General features: G+C 71.6%; 14 protein-coding genes. 12 read left to right on the top strand and 2 right to left on the bottom strand.

Annotation, left to right across the window (positions count from 1 at the left end; all coding sequences use genetic code 11):
* Window positions 1-24: 24 nt before the first annotated feature.
* A complete protein-coding gene (locus tag ACZ516_RS13380) occupies window positions 25-483 on the bottom strand; it encodes a carboxymuconolactone decarboxylase family protein (RefSeq protein ID WP_469010129.1) in 459 nt (152 codons plus the stop codon).
* 86 nt (window positions 484-569) lie between these two features.
* Here ACZ516_RS13380 and ACZ516_RS13375 point away from each other — a divergent pair, with 86 nt between their 5' ends.
* The 5 genes from ACZ516_RS13375 to ACZ516_RS13355 all read left to right on the top strand — a co-directional run bounded on the left by ACZ516_RS13375 (window position 570) and on the right by ACZ516_RS13355 (window position 6591).
* Window positions 570-1445 (top strand): sigma-70 family RNA polymerase sigma factor, encoded by an 876-nt coding sequence (locus ACZ516_RS13375; RefSeq protein WP_469010128.1) that lies wholly within the window; start codon window positions 570-572, stop codon window positions 1443-1445.
* Between the two features lie 190 nt (window positions 1446-1635).
* Window positions 1636-4050, top strand: a complete 2415-nt coding sequence (locus tag ACZ516_RS13370) for an ATP-binding cassette domain-containing protein (protein WP_469010126.1) — start codon at window positions 1636-1638, stop codon at window positions 4048-4050.
* 74 nt (window positions 4051-4124) lie between these two features.
* Window positions 4125-4658: a GNAT family N-acetyltransferase gene (locus ACZ516_RS13365; RefSeq protein ID WP_358588528.1), complete on the top strand. Its 534-nt coding sequence runs from the start codon at window positions 4125-4127 to the stop codon at window positions 4656-4658.
* 125 nt (window positions 4659-4783) lie between these two features.
* Window positions 4784-5158 carry a thioesterase II family protein gene (locus tag ACZ516_RS13360; protein ID WP_469010124.1) on the top strand — a complete coding sequence of 125 codons (375 nt, stop codon included), beginning with the start codon at window positions 4784-4786 and terminating at the stop codon, window positions 5156-5158.
* A 110-nt stretch (window positions 5159-5268) separates the two neighbouring features.
* Window positions 5269-6591 carry a cation:proton antiporter gene (locus ACZ516_RS13355; RefSeq protein WP_469010123.1) on the top strand — a complete coding sequence of 441 codons (1323 nt, stop codon included), beginning with the start codon at window positions 5269-5271 and terminating at the stop codon, window positions 6589-6591.
* Between the two features lie 30 nt (window positions 6592-6621).
* On the opposite strand, the gene ACZ516_RS13350 is transcribed toward ACZ516_RS13355, so the two are convergent.
* Window positions 6622-6897, bottom strand: coding sequence for an NUDIX hydrolase (locus tag ACZ516_RS13350; RefSeq protein ID WP_469010478.1), 276 nt, complete (start codon window positions 6895-6897; stop codon window positions 6622-6624).
* A 310-nt stretch (window positions 6898-7207) separates the two neighbouring features.
* On the opposite strand from ACZ516_RS13350, the gene ACZ516_RS13345 reads away from it, so the two are divergent.
* The 7 genes from ACZ516_RS13345 to ACZ516_RS13315 all read left to right on the top strand — a co-directional run bounded on the left by ACZ516_RS13345 (window position 7208) and on the right by ACZ516_RS13315 (window position 16414).
* On the top strand, window positions 7208-10810 hold the full coding sequence (locus tag ACZ516_RS13345) for a nitrate reductase subunit alpha (protein WP_469010476.1): 3603 nt from the start codon (window positions 7208-7210) through the stop codon (window positions 10808-10810).
* Window position 10811: 1 nt separating this feature from the next.
* Window positions 10812-12461 carry a nitrate reductase subunit beta gene (narH, locus tag ACZ516_RS13340; RefSeq protein WP_469010121.1) on the top strand — a complete coding sequence of 550 codons (1650 nt, stop codon included), beginning with the start codon at window positions 10812-10814 and terminating at the stop codon, window positions 12459-12461.
* Window positions 12458-13084, top strand: coding sequence for a nitrate reductase molybdenum cofactor assembly chaperone (gene narJ, locus ACZ516_RS13335; RefSeq protein ID WP_469010120.1), 627 nt, complete (start codon window positions 12458-12460; stop codon window positions 13082-13084). Before narH ends, narJ begins: the two co-directional genes overlap by 4 nt.
* Complete coding sequence (gene narI, locus ACZ516_RS13330; protein WP_361081941.1) at window positions 13081-13839, top strand: respiratory nitrate reductase subunit gamma; 759 nt, start codon at window positions 13081-13083, stop codon at window positions 13837-13839. Before narJ ends, narI begins: the two co-directional genes overlap by 4 nt.
* Entirely contained in the window at window positions 13839-14957 is a 1119-nt protein-coding gene (locus ACZ516_RS13325) for a tellurite resistance/C4-dicarboxylate transporter family protein (protein ID WP_469010118.1), read from the top strand. The genes narI and ACZ516_RS13325 overlap by 1 nt, the downstream gene beginning before the upstream one ends.
* A 289-nt stretch (window positions 14958-15246) precedes the next feature.
* Window positions 15247-15576 carry a helix-turn-helix domain-containing protein gene (locus ACZ516_RS13320; protein WP_469010117.1) on the top strand — a complete coding sequence of 110 codons (330 nt, stop codon included), beginning with the start codon at window positions 15247-15249 and terminating at the stop codon, window positions 15574-15576.
* Window positions 15577-15664: 88 nt separating this feature from the next.
* Window positions 15665-16414: an endonuclease/exonuclease/phosphatase family protein gene (locus ACZ516_RS13315; protein ID WP_361081947.1), complete on the top strand. Its 750-nt coding sequence runs from the start codon at window positions 15665-15667 to the stop codon at window positions 16412-16414.
* The last annotated feature ends 32 nt before the right edge of the window (window positions 16415-16446 follow it).

Raw genomic sequence — 16446 nt, 5'->3', positions numbered from 1 at the left:
CGGTGGGTGAGAGCCACGTTGGGCTCAGCCCCAGGTCCTGCCGGCCGGTTCCTTGATGGTGCGGTTGATCCGGTTGAAGAAGTTGGTCAGCGCGATCTCCAGGTTGATCGCGCCGATCTGCTTCTCGGTGAAATGGGCGTTGACCTCTTCCCAGATCTCGTCGGTGACGCCCGGCGCACCGTCCTGGAGACGGGTGGCGGCCTCGGCAAGCGCCAGTGCCGCGCGTTCCGCGTCGGTGTAGAAGGGCGCCTCGCGCCACGCCGCGATGTTGTGCAACCGCTCGTCGGTGTCACCGGCCTTCTTCCCGCCGGCGACACCGGCGTAGACGCATGCCGAGCAGCTGTTGATCTGGCTGGCACGCAGGTGGACCAGCGCGAGCAGCTTCGGGTCGACGCCCCCGGCGGCGATCGCCTTCTGGAGGTGCTGGATCGCGGTCCACACATCGGGGTTGTTCGCGTTCTTGTTCTTGAGTCGGTTTTCCATCTGTGAGTGGTCTCCTTCACCGGGTTACGTTGCGGCGCCTGTGCGCGTCATCCCTGTGACGGAGCAGCTTCCACGGAGGTAACAACATGGCCGGCACCCATCCCACGGACCTGATCGCCGACGCCTTCGAGTCCCACCGTGACCGGCTGCGCGCCGTCGCCTACCGCCTGCTCGGATCACATGCCGACGCGGAAGACGTGGTCCAAGAGGCGTGGCTGCGTCTGTCCCGCCAGGACACCGACACCATCGACAACCTCGCCGGCTGGCTGACCACCGTGGTCGGCCGCATCAGCCTCGATGTCCTGAGGTCGGGCCGGACGCGCCCGGAAGTCTCCTTCGACGACCAGCTACCCGAATTCGCCGTGACGCTCGACGACGCTCCCGCTCCGGAAGACCTTGTGGCGCTCGGGGACTCCGTCGGCCTCGCACTGCTCACGGTCCTCGATTCGCTGCGTCCCGACGAACGACTGGCGTTCGTGCTGCACGACGTATTCGCCGTGCCCTTCGCAGTGATCGGCACCATTGTCGGCAGATCCGCTGACGCGACCAAATTGCTCGCCAGCCGCGCCCGCAGGAAAGTACAGGCCGCCCAGCAGCCGGCAAGCGCCGGACGGCGACAACGCGAGGTGGTCCAGGCCTTCCTGGCCGCGGCCCGCGACGGTCAGTTCGAGCAGTTGTTGCAGGTCCTCCACCCCGAAGTGAAGTTCACCGTCCACGCCCCGAACGGCACGTTCGTCACGCTCGGAGCCACCGAAGTCGCCACCCGCGCGCGAGTGGCCGGCAGCGCGGCACGGGGACATGCGGCGACCGTCAACGGCCGCCCCGGTGTCATCTCCTGGAGCATGGACGGAACGCCACTTTCCCTCCTCAGCTTTACCGTCGCCGTCGGCCACATCACCGAGATCACCGCCGTGGTCGACCCGGCCAAGCTTGCGCTCATGAATCTGCCGGACGCGGTGTGACTTCCTACCGGCGACGGCCGCGCGTGCTCGAAGCGGTCCACGCCCGATGTCGCGGAGACGCCGCGGTCGGCCTCTGAGAAGACCTCAGTGGGCGGAAAGATCAGGAATGGAGAAGCGCCGCGCTCGCGTCACCGCTAGCGTGACCGAGCCGCGCAGGCGGCGCGCCGCACGACACAGGGAGACACGACCGATGAGCAAGGCCCCGAGAACGGCCCCGCGGGCGTCCGCGCCGCACGCCGCCGACAGCCACGACCTGATCCGTGTGCACGGCGCGCGCGAGAACAATCTCAAGGACATCAGCATCGAGATCCCCAAGCGCCGGCTGACGGTGTTCACGGGCGTCTCCGGCTCGGGCAAGAGCTCACTGGTGTTCAACACGATCGCCGCCGAGTCGCAGCGGTTGATCAACGAGACGTACAGCGCCTTCGTGCAGGGCTTCATGCCGACCATGGCGCGGCCCGACGTCGACGTCCTCGGCGGGCTCACCACCGTCATCAGCGTCGACCAGAGCCGGATGGGCGCCGACCCGCGCTCCACGGTCGGCACCGCCACCGACGCCCACGCCATGCTGCGCATCCTCTTCAGCCGGCTCGCCGAACCGCACATCGGCCCGCCCAGCGCGTACTCCTTCAACACCGCCTCCGTCCGGGCCAGCGGCGGAATCACCGTCGAACGCGGCGCGGCGAGGACGAAGACCGTCAAGGCCACCTACCAGCGCACCGGCGGCATGTGCACGCGCTGCGAGGGCCGGGGCAAGGTCTCCGACATCGACCTCACACAGCTCTACGACGACTCCAAGTCGCTCGCCGAGGGCGCGTTCACCATCCCCGGCTGGAAGTCGGACAGCCAGTGGACCGTGCAGGTCTACGCCCAGTCCGGCTTCGTCGACCCCGACAAGCCGATCCGCCGCTACACCAAGAAGGAGCTGCAGGCCTTCCTCTACGGCGAACCGGTCAAGGTCAAGGTCAACGGCATCAACCTCACCTACGAGGGCCTGATCCCGAAGATCCAGAAGTCGTTCCTGTCCAAGGACAAGGAAGCGCTCCAGCCGCACATCCGGGCGTTCGTGGAGCGGGCGGTCACCTTCACCACCTGCCCCGAGTGCGAGGGCACCCGGCTCAGCGAAGGAGCCAGATCCTCCAGGATCAAGGGCAGGAGCATCGCCGACCTGTGCGCGATGGAGATCCGGGACCTCGCGGCCTGGGTGCGCGACCTCGACGAGCCGTCGGTGGCCCCGCTGCTCGCCTCGCTGCGCCAGACCCTCGACTCGTTCGTGGAGATCGGCCTCGGCTACCTCGCCCTCGACCGGCCCGCGGGGACCCTCTCCGGCGGCGAGGCCCAGCGCGTCAAGATGATCCGCCACCTCGGCTCCTCGCTCACCGACGTCACCTACGTCTTCGACGAGCCCACCGCGGGCCTGCACCCCCACGACATCCAGCGCATGAACGACCTGCTCCTGCGCCTGCGGGACAAGGGCAACACGGTGCTCGTCGTGGAGCACAAGCCGGAGATGATCGCGATCGCGGACCACGTCGTGGACCTCGGCCCCGGCGCCGGCCAGGCGGGCGGCACCGTCTGCTTCGAAGGCACCCTGGAGGGGCTGCGGGCCTCCGACACGATCACCGGCCGCCACCTGGACGACCGATCGGCGGTCAAGAAGAGCGTGCGCGCGGCCACGGGCGCCCTGGAGATCCGCGACGCGACGGCGAACAACCTGCGGAAGGTCGACGTCGACATCCCGCTCGGCGTCCTCACCGTCGTCACCGGCGTCGCAGGATCGGGGAAGAGCTCCCTCGTGCACGGGTCCCTGCCCGCCGACGCGGGCGTGATCTCGGTCGACCAGAGCCCGATCAAGGGCTCCCGGCGCAGCAACCCCGCCACGTACACGGGGCTGCTCGACCCGATCCGCAAGGCGTTCGCCAAGGCCAACGGCGTGAAACCGGCGCTGTTCAGCGCCAACTCCGAGGGCGCCTGCCCCACCTGCAACGGCGCGGGCGTCGTCTTCACCGACCTCGGCATGATGGCCGGCACCGCCACGACCTGCGAGGACTGCGAGGGCAGGCGGTTCGAGGCGTCGGTCCTGGAGTACCGCCTCGGCGGCCGCGACATCAGCGAGGTGCTCGCGATGTCCGTGAGCGAGGCCGAGGAGTTCTTCGACGCGGACGAGGCGCGCACCCCGGCCGCCCACAAGGTCCTGCGGCGGCTCGCCGACGTCGGGCTCGGCTACCTCACCCTCGGCCAGCCGCTCACCACCCTGTCCGGCGGCGAGCGGCAGCGCCTCAAGCTCGCCACGCACATGGGCGACAAGGGCGGCGTCTACATCCTCGACGAGCCGACCACCGGCCTTCACCTCGCCGACGTCGAACAGCTGCTCGGCCTGCTGGACCGGCTCGTGGACTCCGGCAAGTCCGTCATCGTCGTCGAGCACCACCAGGCGGTCATGGCGCACGCCGACTGGATCATCGACCTCGGCCCCGGCGCCGGCCACGACGGCGGCACCGTCGTCTTCGAGGGCACCCCCGCCGACCTCGTCGCCGCCCGCTCCACCCTCACCGGCGAGCACCTCGCGGCGTACGTCGGCGCGGCGGAGCGGCCACGGCAGTGATCGGCTTCACACGGTGAGGGGGCGGGGGAGCGCCGATTACCGGTGGGGCGCCTCCCTTGGGCAGGATGGGCTCCATGACCGAGATCCGCACCCCCCGCCTCCTCCTGCGCCCCTGGCACGACAGCGACCTCGCGCCGATGGCGGAGATCAACGCGGACCCGCGGGTCATGCGCCTGGTCGACGACGGTCGCGTGCGTGACCTGGAACAGACGGCGCAGGACATCGAGCGCTGGGAGGAGGAGTGGGACGACGAGGGCTTCGGCCTCTTCGCCGTCGAACTCCTCGCCTCGGGCGAGCTGGCCGGCTTCACCGGCCTGTTCGTGCCCGAGTTCCTGCCGGAGGCCGCGGCCGACGCGGCCATCGCCTGGCGGCTCGGCACCCAGTTCTGGGGTCAGGGGTACGCCTCCGAGGCGGCCCAGGCCACCTTGGAGTTCGCCCTCCAGGACCGCGGACTCGAAAGGGTCGTGTGCATCCACCGGGCGCAGGACCAGGCCTCGGAGAACGTGGCCCGCAAGCTCGGCATGGTCCTGGAGCGCGAGACGACGCACCCGCGGTCCGGCCATGCGCTGCGCGTCCACGGCATCGATCTGACCGAGTACCAGGCCTGAGACCGTGGCCGGAGTGCCGGCCGGGGGCGCCGCCTGCCGGGCCACCCGGGCGGCCACGACCGGCCCCGTGGCAGACCTGGTGACCCCGTGACGGCCACCGCCGCCCCTGACGCCCCGAGGCGCCCATGGACCCCCGTACCGCACCGGCACCCTGGCTGGTCCGCCGCCGCGAGCGTCCCGGGGCGCCGCTGAACCTCTACGTGTTCGCGTACGCGGGCGGCTCCAGCGACGAATACCTGCCGTGGGCCGACGAACTGACGGACGTTCAGCTGTGGGGCGTACGCCTCCCCGGGCGCTCCGCGCGCCTCGCGGAACCCGCGCACACCGCGCCGCGCCCCCTCGTCACCGCCCTGGTCCGCGAGGCGGTGTTCACCGCGCCCTACGTCCTGTTCGGCCACAGCTTCGGCGGCCTCCTGGCGTACGAGACGGCGAGGGCGCTGCGCCGCAGCCACGCGGCGTGGGCTGAAGGTTATCGACGCTGCGGCGTGCGGCGCCGTTGAGCTGCCCGCCGACATCTGCTTCTGTTGACTTCGGGCGCGCCGAACTCCCCACGCAGAACGAGTACGTCGCCGCCCTCCGGGCGCAGGCCTAGGGAGTTGGCACCAGCACCGTGTCCAGCAGCCGACTGACCGTCCTCTTCGTCGACCTCGCGCTGATCGTCGCCCTGGCCCGGCTGGCCGGCGCCGTCGCCCGGCGCTTCGGTCAGCCGGCCGTCATCGGTGAGATCGTCGCCGGCATCCTGCTCGGGCCGACCGTGCTGGACGGCGGGCTGTCCCAGTACGTCTTCCCGCTGGAGATCCGCAGCGAGCTGAGCGCCTTCGCCGACCTCGGGCTCGCCCTGTTCATGTTCAAGCTCGGCACCGAGTCCGACTGGGTCGCGGGGCGTCCGACGCGGCGGACCGCCGCGGGCATCGCGACGGCCGCGATGGTGTTCCCCTTCGCGGCGGGCACCGGGCTCGGCCTCTGGTGGAGCCCCGGCGGCCCTCCGGCACAGGGCGTCGCGCACGTGCTGTTCATGGGGGTCGCCCTGTCGGTGACCGCGTTCCCCGTCCTGGCCCGGATCGTCGAGGACCAGGGCCTCGCCCGGATGCCGCTCGGCCGGCTGGCCGTGGCCAGTGCCGCGCTCTGCGACGTCCTCGCCTGGGCCATGCTGGGCGTCGTCATGGTGCTGTGCGGCAGTGACACCCCCTGGCGCCTGCTGTGGTTCGTCCCCTATCTGCTCGTACTGACCGCTGTGGCACGACCGGTGCTGCGCACCCTCGCACGCTCCGGGCGCACATCACTCGACCTCTCCCTCACCTGCGCCGGAGTCCTCGCCTCCGCGGCCGCCACCGAGTGGATGGGGCTGCACTTCATCGTCGGTGCCTTCGTCTTCGGCGTCATCCGCACGCATGCCCTGCGCGGGCTGGACCACGAGCCGGGCGGGCCGGACGGCGAGCGGGAGAGGGCACCGGGAGCGCGGGCCGACGCCGACCTGCGCCGAAGTTTCGGCTCCCTCGACAGCCGGGTCCTGATGCCGGTGTTCTTCGTCGTCGCCGGCTGGCAGGTGGACCTGTCGGAACTGGATCCGGCCCAGCTGGTCGACCTCGTGATCCTGCTGGTCGCGGCCGGCGGCAGCAAGTTCCTCGCCGTCGCGGGCGCCGCCCGTCTGTCGAGGCTGACGCCGCGCGACTCGGCGGCGCTGGGCGCCTTGATGAACACCCGCGGACTCACCGAACTCATCGTGCTCACCACGGGCCGGGAGCTGGGGCTCCTCGACGACGTCGGCTACACGCTCCTGGTGACCATGGCGGTGCTGACCACGCTGTCCACGGGGCCGATCCTGCGGCTCCTCCTCAAGGACGGACCCCCGACCACCCCCGGACCCGCGAACGCCCCCTCTCCCCAGCACCCGTCCGACATCGCCCCTGACCGGACCGGCACCGGAGCCTGAACACCAGCCCCGTGTCCTTGGGGCAAGGGCTCAGTGCTGGACCAGGTCACCGACCGGTACGGGAGGCACATGGCCGGTCGCCGGAAGGCCCTCGGCGAGAGCGAGGCCGGCATCGACCAGCGAGTCCACGCCCAGCAACCGCTCGACCACCCCCACGCAGCCCGCCTCCTCGGCCACCTCGCGGACCACCGCGTTGAAGGGATCCTCCCCGTGCTCGAACCTGCCACCCGGCAGCGTCCAGTTCCCCGACACGTGATGGGCGAGCAACACCCGCCCGTCCTCGATACACACGGCGTACGCCGCCAGCCGAAAACTCGTCCGCGCACCCTATCCACGCGGGCAAGTCCGCCCCGCCCCGCACCGTTTCGAGCAAAAGGTCCAACCATTGCAAAGGGCAAGAAAAATAAGTTCTGGATACACCAAACTGGCCGAAAAGAAGTGCCTCCGGCGGGCCGGCCAGGAGGAGTGTGGCCCTCGTTCGTCGACAGGCGCGCGTCCGGGGTGACTGCTCGGGCGCGCCGATCCCCGAGGGGAGCCCGAGGGCGTGGGACGTGGCAGGGCGAAGGTGGATCAGGTCGCGGCCGACGCGGCCGAGCGGCTCTTCGCGGTGGGACAGATGTTGCGGCGGGCTCCGGCCACGCCCGACGACCGGGCCGTATTCAAATCGGATCAACGGGTCAACGACCAACCGTACAGGGAGCGTTGGGCACACGACAAAGTGGTGCGCTCCACGCACGGGGTGAACTGCACGGGGTCCTGCTCCTGGCAGGTGTACGTCAAGGACGGTCTGATCACCTGGGAGACCCAGGCGACCGACTACCCCTCCGCGGGACCGGACAGGCCGGACTACGAACCGCGGGGCTGTCCGCGGGGCGCGTCGTTCTCCTGGTACACGTACTCGCCGACCCGGGTGAAGTACCCGCACGCCCGAGGCGTCCTCGTGGAGATGTTCAGGGATGCAAAGCACCGCCTCGGCGGTGACCCGGTGGCGGCATGGGCCGAGATCACCGGCGATCCCGATCTGCGCCGCCGCTACCAGTCGGCCCGGGGCAAGGGCGGCCTGGTGCGCATCGGCTGGGACGAGGCACTGGAGATCGCGGCGGCCGCCCATGTGCACACCCTCAAGGAGTTCGGGCCGGACCGGATCGCGGGCTTCTCCCCGATCCCCGCTATGTCGATGGCCTCGCACGCGGCCGGCGCCCGCTTCCACGCGCTGATCGGTGCGCCGATGCTGTCGTTCTACGACTGGTACGCCGACCTGCCGATCGCCTCGCCGCAGGTCTTCGGCGACCAGACGGACGTACCCGAGTCCGGGGACTGGTGGGATGCCGCCTATCTGATGCTCTGGGGCTCCAACGTGCCGGTCACCCGCACCCCGGACGCGCACTGGATGGCCGAGGCCCGCTACCGGGGGCAGAAGGTCGTGGTGGTCTCCCCGGACTACGCCGACGCGACGAAGTTCGCCGACGAGTGGCTGCACCCCCACCCCGGCACCGACGGGGCGCTGGCCATGGCCATGGGGCACGTCATCCTGCGGGAGTGCTTCGTCGAACGGCAGGTGCCGTACTTCACCGACTACGTCAAGCGCTTCACCGACCTGCCGTTCCTCGTCGCCCTCGACGAGCACGGCACGGACGAGCACGGCACGGACGCGCACACGCCCGGCGCGTTCGTCACCGCCCGCGACCTGGATCTGGCACCGGACGCCGAAGCCGGCGCGCGGCGCTGGATGCCCGTCCTGTTCGACGCGGCCACCGGCCGGCCCCACGTCCCGAACGGCACCCTGGGGGACCGCTGGGCCAAGGAGGGCGAGGGCCGCTGGAACCTCGACCTCGGTGACATCGATCCGCTGCTCAGCTTCCACGGCCGCCCCGGCGCGACGCCGGCCACCGTCGCCCTGCCGCGCTTCGACACGCCGGGCGCCACGCTGCGGCGCGCGGTGCCGGCCCTGCGCGTCGGCGGGCGGCTGGTCACCACCGTCTTCGACCTGATGCTGGCCCAGTACGGCGTGGGCCGCGAGGACCTGCCCGGCCAGTGGCCCACCTCGTACGAGGACGCGTCCTGCCCCTGCACACCCGCCTGGCAGGAGGCCATCACCTCCGTGTCCGCAAGCGCCGTGGTGCGGGCGGCGCGCGAGTTCGCCCGCACCGCCGAGCGCACCCGGGGCCGCTGCATGATCGTGATGGGGGCAGGGACCAACCACTGGTTCCACTCCGACACGATCTACCGCTCGTTCCTGTCGCTGCTGCTGCTCACCGGCTGCCAGGGCGTGAACGGCGGCGGCTGGGCGCACTACGTGGGCCAGGAGAAGGTGCGCCCGTACGCGGGCTGGCAGCAGCTGGCCACGGCCGCCGACTGGACCCGCCCCGCACGGCAGATGGCCGGCACGCCGTACTGGTATCTGCACACCGACCAGTGGCGCTACGAGAAGTTCACCGCGGACGCCCTCGCCTCGCCCACCGCCCCCGGCGGCCTCACGGGCCTGCACACCGCGGACCTCGTCGCCCACGCCACCCGCCGCGGCTGGATGCCCTCGTACCCCACCTTCGGCGCCAACCCCCTGGAGCTGGGCGAGCGCGTCCGCGCGGCCGGCGCGGACCCGGCGCGGTGGGTGGCCGCCGAACGCGACGCGGGGCGGCTGTCCTACGCGTGCGAGGACCCCGACGACCCCGCCAACTGGCCCCGCGTGCTCACCGTGTGGCGGGCCAACCTCATCGGCTCGTCGGCCAAGGGCAACGAGTTCTTCCTGCGCCACCTGCTCGGCGCCAGTGACAACGCGAGCGCCGAGCAGGCCCTGCCCGGGTCCCGGCCCCGCGACGTGGCCTGGCGGGACGAGGCACCGCGCGGCAAGCTCGACCTGCTGCTCGCCCTCGACTTCCGGATGACGTCCACCACCCTCTTCGCCGACCTGGTGCTGCCCGCGGCGACCTGGTACGAGAAGCACGACCTGTCGAGCACCGACATGCACCCCTACGTGCACGCGTTCTCACCCGCGATCAGCCCGCCGTGGCAGGCACGCACCGACTTCGAGATCTTCCACGGCCTCGCCGCGGAGGTCTCCCGGCTCGCCCGGGGCCGCCTCGACACCGCCCACGACCTCGTCGCCACCGCCCTCCAGCACGACACCCCCGGCGAGGCCCCGCCGGAAGGGCCGACCGGGCCGCACTTCACCGTCGTGGAACGGGACTACACCACCATCGGCGACCGCATCGCCGCCCTGGGGCCGCTCGCCGAGGAACAGGGCATGACGGTCAAGGGAGTCACCGTGCGCCCCGGCCCCGAGGCCCGGTGGCTGGCCGCCCGGTGCGGGACGGCCGGCCACGGCCCGGCGCGGGGGCGGCCCCTCCTCGACACTGACGTGAAACTGTGCGAGGCCATCCTCGCCTTGTCCGGGACCACCAACGGCCGCCTCGCCGCCGAGGGGTTCGAGCGGCTCGCCGAGCGGTGCGGCGCGGACACCGGCCTGGCGGAACTGGGCGCCTCGGTGGCCGAGCGCCGGGTGGAGTTCTCCGACACCCAGGCGCGCCCCGTACAGGTGGGCGCGAGCTTCGAGTGGTCGGGCAAGGAAGGCCCCGACCGCCGCTACGCGCCGTTCACGATCAACACCGAGCACTGCAAGCCCTGGCACACCCTCACCGGACGCCAGCACTTCTACCTCGACCACGCGTGGATCGCCGAGTACGGCGAACAACTGCCCGTCTACCGGCCCCCGCTGGACCTCGCGGCGCTCGGGGAGCAGCCGGGGCAGGGCGACGGCGGCCGGTCGGTGACGGTGCGCTACCTGACCCCGCACTCGAAGTGGTCGATCCACTCCGAGTACCAGGAGAACCTGCTGATGCAGACCCTGGCCCGCGGCGGCCCCGTGATCTGGATCAGCGTGCCCGACGCCGAGGAGATCGGCGTCGCGGACAACGACTGGATCGAGGCGCACAACGCCAACGGCGTGGTCGTGGCCCGCGCCGTCGTCTCGCACCGGATGCCGCCGGGCACCGTGTTCATGTACCACGTCCAGGAGCGACTGGTGAACGTCCCGAAGTCCGAGGCCACCGGGCGGCGCGGCGGCGTCCACAACGCCCTCACCCGGCTGCTGATCAAGCCGACCCACCTCATCGGCGGCCACGCCCAGCTCTCCTTCGCCCCCAACTACTACGGCCCCACGGGCAACCAGCGCGACGCGCTCACCGTGATCCGGCGCCGTTCGCAGAACGTGGAGTACTGACATGCGCGTGATGGCACAGGTCGCGATGGTGATGAACCTCGACAAGTGCATCGGCTGCCACACCTGTTCGGTCACCTGCAAGCAGACCTGGACCAACCGGTCCGGCACCGAATACGTGTGGTTCAACAACGTCGAGACCCGCCCGGGCCAGGGCTACCCCCGCGCCTACGAGGACCAGGACAAGTGGCGGGGCGGCTGGCGGCTCAAACACGGCCGCCTGGTGCCGCGCAGCGGCGGCCGCGCCCGGCGCCTGGCCCGCCTGTTCGCCAACCCCGAACTGCCGGCCCTCGCGGACTACTACGAGCCGTGGACGTACGACTACGACAACCTCATCTCCGCGCCGCTCGGCGACGACGTGCCCACCGCGCCGCCCCGGTCCCTGATCGACGGCGAACCCACCGCGGTGACCTGGGGTCCCAACTGGGACGACGACCTCGGCGGCGGGCCCGGGCACCTCGCCGGCGACCCGATCCTCCAGCAGATGAACGAGCAGGTGCGGCTCGAGTACGAGCAGGCGTTCATGTTCTACCTGCCGCGGATCTGCGAGCACTGCCTGAACCCGTCCTGCGTCGCCGTGTGCCCCTCCGGCGCCCTGTACAAGCGCGTCGAGGACGGCATCGTCCTCGTCGACCAGGACCGCTGCCGCGGCTGGCGGATGTGCGTGACCGGCTGCCCGTACAAGAAGGTCTACTTCAATCACCAGAGCGGCAAGGCCGAGAAGTGCACGCTGTGCTACCCGCGCATCGAGGCGGGCCAGCCCACCGTCTGCTCCGAGACGTGCGTGGGGCGGCTGCGCTACCTCGGCGTCATCCTCTACGACGCGGACAAAGTGGGCGAGGCGGCGGCCACGCCCGAGGAGAAGGACCTCTACCAGGCCCAGCTCGACTGCTTCCTCGACCCCGAGGACCCCGCCGTGCGCCGCGCGGCCGAACAGGCCGGCATCCCGCACGACTGGGTGAGCGCCGCCCGGCGCTCCCCGGTGCACGCCCTGATCAGCCGCTACAAGGTGGCCCTGCCGCTGCATCCCGAGTACCGCACCATGCCCATGGTCTGGTACGTCCCGCCGCTGTCCCCGGTCGTGGAGTCCCTGACCGCCACCGGGCACGACGGGGAGGACCCGGCGAAACTCTTCGCGGCGATCGACTCCCTGCGCATCCCCGTGGAGTACCTCGCCGGGCTCTTCACCGCGGGCGACCCGGCCCCGGTGGAGGCCGCGCTGTGCCGCCTCGCCGCGATGCGCTCCCACATGCGGCGCGTCAACCTCGGCGAGGCGCAGGACCCGGCCATCGCCCGCGCCGTCGGCATGGACGCCGAGGGCATCCTCGGCATGTACCGGCTCCTCGCCCTCGCCAAGTACGACGAGCGGTACGTCATCCCCACCAGCTACACCGCCCCCCTGCCGGGCGACATCGACGCCGACGCGCCGGACGCGGGATGCGGCCTCGACGGCCCCGGCGGCCCCGGGATGTACGACGCGGACGCCTTCCACGGACCCTTCGCGGGGGACGGCGGGGGAGCGGCCGACGAGGACGGCGACCGGGCACCCGAACACGCCGGCGCCTCACTGCGCGGCCGCGTCAACCTCCTGAACTGGAACGGCAGAGGGCGCCCCGAGGGCCTCTTCCCGCACGACGAGGGCACGGCACGGTGAGCGGCCCCGCCGTCCACCAGGCCGCCGCACTGCTCCTCGGCTACCCCGACACGCGCTGGCCCGAGCGGCTGGACGCCGTGACCGCGGCCCTGGAGCCACTGCCCGGCCCCGACGTCGCCCTCCTGCTGCGGTTCTGCGCCACGGTCCGCGACACGGCGCCGCTCACGCTCGCCGCCCGGTACGTCACGACGTTCGACCGCAGCCGGCGCCGCTGCCTCTACCTGACGTACTACACCGACGGCGACACCCGCAGACGCGGCACGAACCTCGCCCGCCTGAAGAGGCTCTACCGCGACCACGGCTGGCAGCCGCCCGAGGACGAACTGCCCGACTTCCTGCCCCTGATGCTGGAGTTCGCCGCCCGCGCCCCGCAGCCCGGCACCCGCCTGCTCGCCGAACACCGGCCCGGCCTGGAACTGCTGCGCCTCGCCCTGACCGACCACCACAGCCCGTACGCCGACATCGTCGAAGCCGTCTGCCACGCACTGCCCGGCCCCGGCCCGGCCACCCGGGAGGCGGCCCTGCGCCTGGCCCGCGGCGGCCCTCCCACCGAGGCGGTCGGCCTCCTTCCCTTCCCCCAACGACCAACGGACGCCCCGCACGCGGAGGAGACCTCCCGGTGAGCCATCTGCAGACCACCCTGTGGGGCGTCCTGCCCTACCTCGCCCTCGCGGTCCTCGTCACCGGCACCGCCTGGCGCCACCACTACGACCGGTTCGGCTTCACCACCCGCTCCAGCCAGCTGCACGAGAGCCGGCTGCTGCGCGTCGGCGGGCCGCTCTTCCACTACGGAATCCTCTTCGTCGCCGCCGGGCACGCCATCGGTCTGCTCGTCCCCGAATCGCTCACCGAGCGGGTGCGCGTCCACGAGTGGCTCTACCACGCCAACGCCCTCCTCGTCGGCGGCACCGCCGGCCTCGCCACCCTCGCCGGCCTCGCGATCCTCCTCTTCCGGCGGCTGCGGGTACCCGCCGTCCGGGCCGCGACCAGCCGCAGCGACCGGGCCGTCTACCCGATCCTGATCTGTGTCGTCCTGGCCGGCCTGACGGCCACCGCCACCACGCTGCGGCCCCACCCCTACGACTACCGCCTAGGCGTCTCGGTGTGGTTCCGCTCCCTGTTCACCCTCGACCCGGACGTGCCCGCCATGGCACACGCCCCCCTCACCTACCAGGTCCACGCGCTCCTCGGCATGGCCCTGTTCGCCCTGTGGCCCTTCAGTCGCCTGGTCCACGCCTTCACCGTGCCGTTGGGTTACCTGGTGCGCCCCTACGTCGTCTACCGCTCGCGCGGAGCCCGTCACGTGCCGGCCGCCCACGGCCACGAACCCCGACCCCCGCGGCGCCAGACCGGGCGAAAGCCCCTCGTCCGCCGCTGATGCGGGAAGAACTGCTCGACCGGTGCCGGCGCCTGCCGCCCGCGTGCTTCGCCCCGGTGATGGCCACCGGCATCGTCTCCCGGGCCATGGCGCAAGCGGGAGCCCCCACCGTGTCCCGCGCGCTGTTCGGCATCGCGGTGGCGTCGTACCTGGTGCTCCTGACCGGCACCGCGCTCAAGGCCCGGTACCACCGCGCGACTCTGCGGGCCGAACTCCGCGACCCCGCGCGGCTGTTCGGGCACTTCACCCTGGTCGCGGCCAGTGGCGTCCTCGCCACGCGGTTCGACGCCGGCCCGCTCCGGTACGCGGCCCACGTTCTCCTGTTCCTCGCGGCACTGGTGTGGCTGCTGCTGGCCCGGGCCGTCGGGCGGAGCGTCGTCCGGGCCGCCCCCGGAGCCGAGGAGCGCGCCATCGCCGGGAGTGGGAGCGGGGTCGGTCCGGAGACGCCCGGCCCGCGCACGGCGGTGCGGCGGGCCGACGGCAGCTGGTTCCTGGCCACCGTGGGGCTGCAAGCGCTGGGCCTCGCCCTGACCGGCCCGCACCCCGATCGCGCCGTCCTCACCCTCGCGCTCGTGCTCTGGAGCGCCGGCTCACTTCTGTACGCGGCCACCCTCGCGCTGGTCGTCCGGCGCCTGCGCCACCAGCCGCCCCCGGCCGCGGAGTTGACCCCCGCCTACTGGGTCACCATGGGCGCCGCCGCCATCAGCACCCTGGCCGGCGCCCGACTCCTCGCGCACGGCGACCTGTTGCCCGGCGCCGCCCGTGCCTTCCTGGCCGTCGCGGTCCTCGCCCTGTGGGCCTGGGCCACCCTCCTGATCCCCCTGCTCCTGGCCGCGGGCAACTGGCGTCACCTGCGCCACCGCATCCCCCTCACCTACGAGCCCGCGCTGTGGACCATCGTCTTCCCCCTGGGCATGTACGCCACGGCGACCACCGAGATCACCGCCGTCGAAGGCGGCAAGGCCTTCCCTCTCTCACCCCACCCCCTGGCCTGGCTCGCCCTGACGGCCTGGACGGCGGTCACCGCACGCTGCCTGGGGAACCGGCTTCCCGCGCAGGGACGGAGAGTCGACGATCCAGACCCTCGTACGGGAGGAAATCTGTTCTCACGGGAGTAGACATCGTGCTGCACGCAGGTTAGTGTCTTCTTCGTAGCCAGGAAGTCGAAGAGGGCCCGGCAGGGACGAACTGCCGGGCGAGCAGGTCAAGGAAGGTCCGGTGCCTCGCCTACCCCCCAGGCGCAGGGCAGCGGAAAACGAAGGCCGGCTGAGGCAAGCCGGTGGATGATGAGGAAACTCGGGGCCCGGGTGCCAGTACGGCGCCCGGGCCCCTCGGCACGTCCCTGAAACGTCTCCCGAATGTCCTTCGAAACGTCTCCCGAAAGTTGTCCCGAAAGAAGAAGGTTCTATGGACCCAGCCAGTCTCCGTCCCGTCGACCATCTCGATGACGACGACTATCCGGCGTACACCATGGGCCGGGCCGCCGACATGCTCGGCGTCAAGCCCGCCTTCCTCCGCGCCCTCGGCGAGCACCGCCTGATCACCCCGCTGCGCTCCAAAGGCGGCCACCGCCGCTACTCCCGCTACCAGCTGCGCATCGCCGCCCGGGCCCGGGAGTTCGTCGATCAGGGCACCCCCATAGAAGCGGCCTGCCGCATCATCGTCCTCGAGGACCAGCTGGAGGAGGCCCGCCGCATCAACGAACAGCGCCACCAGCGGCACGACAGCACCGCCTGAACATGTCGGCAATCCTGGAGGCCGGTGCGGGCGTACAGGGACGGGGCGAGAATGAGACGTTGAGGAGAGTGCCCAGGAGAGGAACAGCGTGCGGGATCTGCCTGATGCGACGACGGAGCGAGACGGAAGCGCGGTCGTGCGCGTGCTCAGCTACAACGTCCGTTCCATGCGTGACGACGTCACCGCCCTCGCCCGGGTGATCCGGGCCTGCCGGCCCGACGTCGTCTGCGTCCAAGAGGCGCCACGGTTCTTCCGTTGGCGCAAGGCCGCCACCCGTCTCGCGCGAACCAGCGGGCTCGTGTACGTGGCGGGCGGTGCCACCGCCTCCGGGCCGATGATCCTCTCCTCGCTCCGTGCCCACGTGGAGCGCGCCGAAGATGTGCTGCTGCCCCGCACCCCGGGTCTGCACCAGCGTGGCTTCTCGACCGCCGTGCTGCGGTTCGGCCGGGCCCGCCTCGGCGTCCTGAGCTGCCACCTGAGCATCGACGACGACGAGCGCTACGCGCAGGGGCAGATGCTCCTGGAGCAGTTGTCCGCCCTGAAGGAGCCCCACGCCGTCGTCGGCGGCGACTTCAACGACCGGCCCGACGGCCGCACCTTCGGCCTGCTCAGTCACGCCCTCCAGGACGGCTGGGCGACGCAGCCGTGGGGGCGCGAGCACACCACCCGGCTGGGCGACCCGTTGCAGCGCATCGACGCCGTCTTCGCCACACCGGGGGTACGGGTGCTGGGGTGCGGAGTGCCGATGGGCCTTACCGGGGTCCGCGAACAGGACCTGCGCGCGGCCACGGACCACCTGCCCGTGCTGGCGGCTGTGCGCGTCCCGGTCGCATACTGATCGCTGTCCATTCCGATCATGTATTCCGATCA

The organism is Streptomyces sp. NPDC034037 (assembly GCF_055575715.1).
The sequence above is the reverse complement of the archived record's forward strand: the minus strand, read 5'-3'. Positions and strand labels throughout refer to the sequence as shown.

Excerpts from the sequence above, each read along its gene's own strand:
- ACZ516_RS13380 (WP_469010129.1), bottom strand. The coding sequence starts at position 483 with ATGGAAAACCGACTCAAGAACAAGAACGCGAACAACCCCGATGTGTGG.
- ACZ516_RS13375 (WP_469010128.1), top strand. The coding sequence starts at position 570 with ATGGCCGGCACCCATCCCACGGACCTGATCGCCGACGCCTTCGAGTCC.
- ACZ516_RS13370 (WP_469010126.1), top strand. The coding sequence starts at position 1,636 with ATGAGCAAGGCCCCGAGAACGGCCCCGCGGGCGTCCGCGCCGCACGCC.
- ACZ516_RS13365 (WP_358588528.1), top strand. The coding sequence starts at position 4,125 with ATGACCGAGATCCGCACCCCCCGCCTCCTCCTGCGCCCCTGGCACGAC.
- ACZ516_RS13360 (WP_469010124.1), top strand. The coding sequence starts at position 4,784 with ATGGACCCCCGTACCGCACCGGCACCCTGGCTGGTCCGCCGCCGCGAG.
- ACZ516_RS13345 (WP_469010476.1), top strand. The coding sequence starts at position 7,208 with ATGTTGCGGCGGGCTCCGGCCACGCCCGACGACCGGGCCGTATTCAAA.
- narH (WP_469010121.1), top strand. The coding sequence starts at position 10,812 with ATGCGCGTGATGGCACAGGTCGCGATGGTGATGAACCTCGACAAGTGC.
- ACZ516_RS13325 (WP_469010118.1), top strand. The coding sequence starts at position 13,839 with ATGCGGGAAGAACTGCTCGACCGGTGCCGGCGCCTGCCGCCCGCGTGC.
- ACZ516_RS13320 (WP_469010117.1), top strand. The coding sequence starts at position 15,247 with ATGGACCCAGCCAGTCTCCGTCCCGTCGACCATCTCGATGACGACGAC.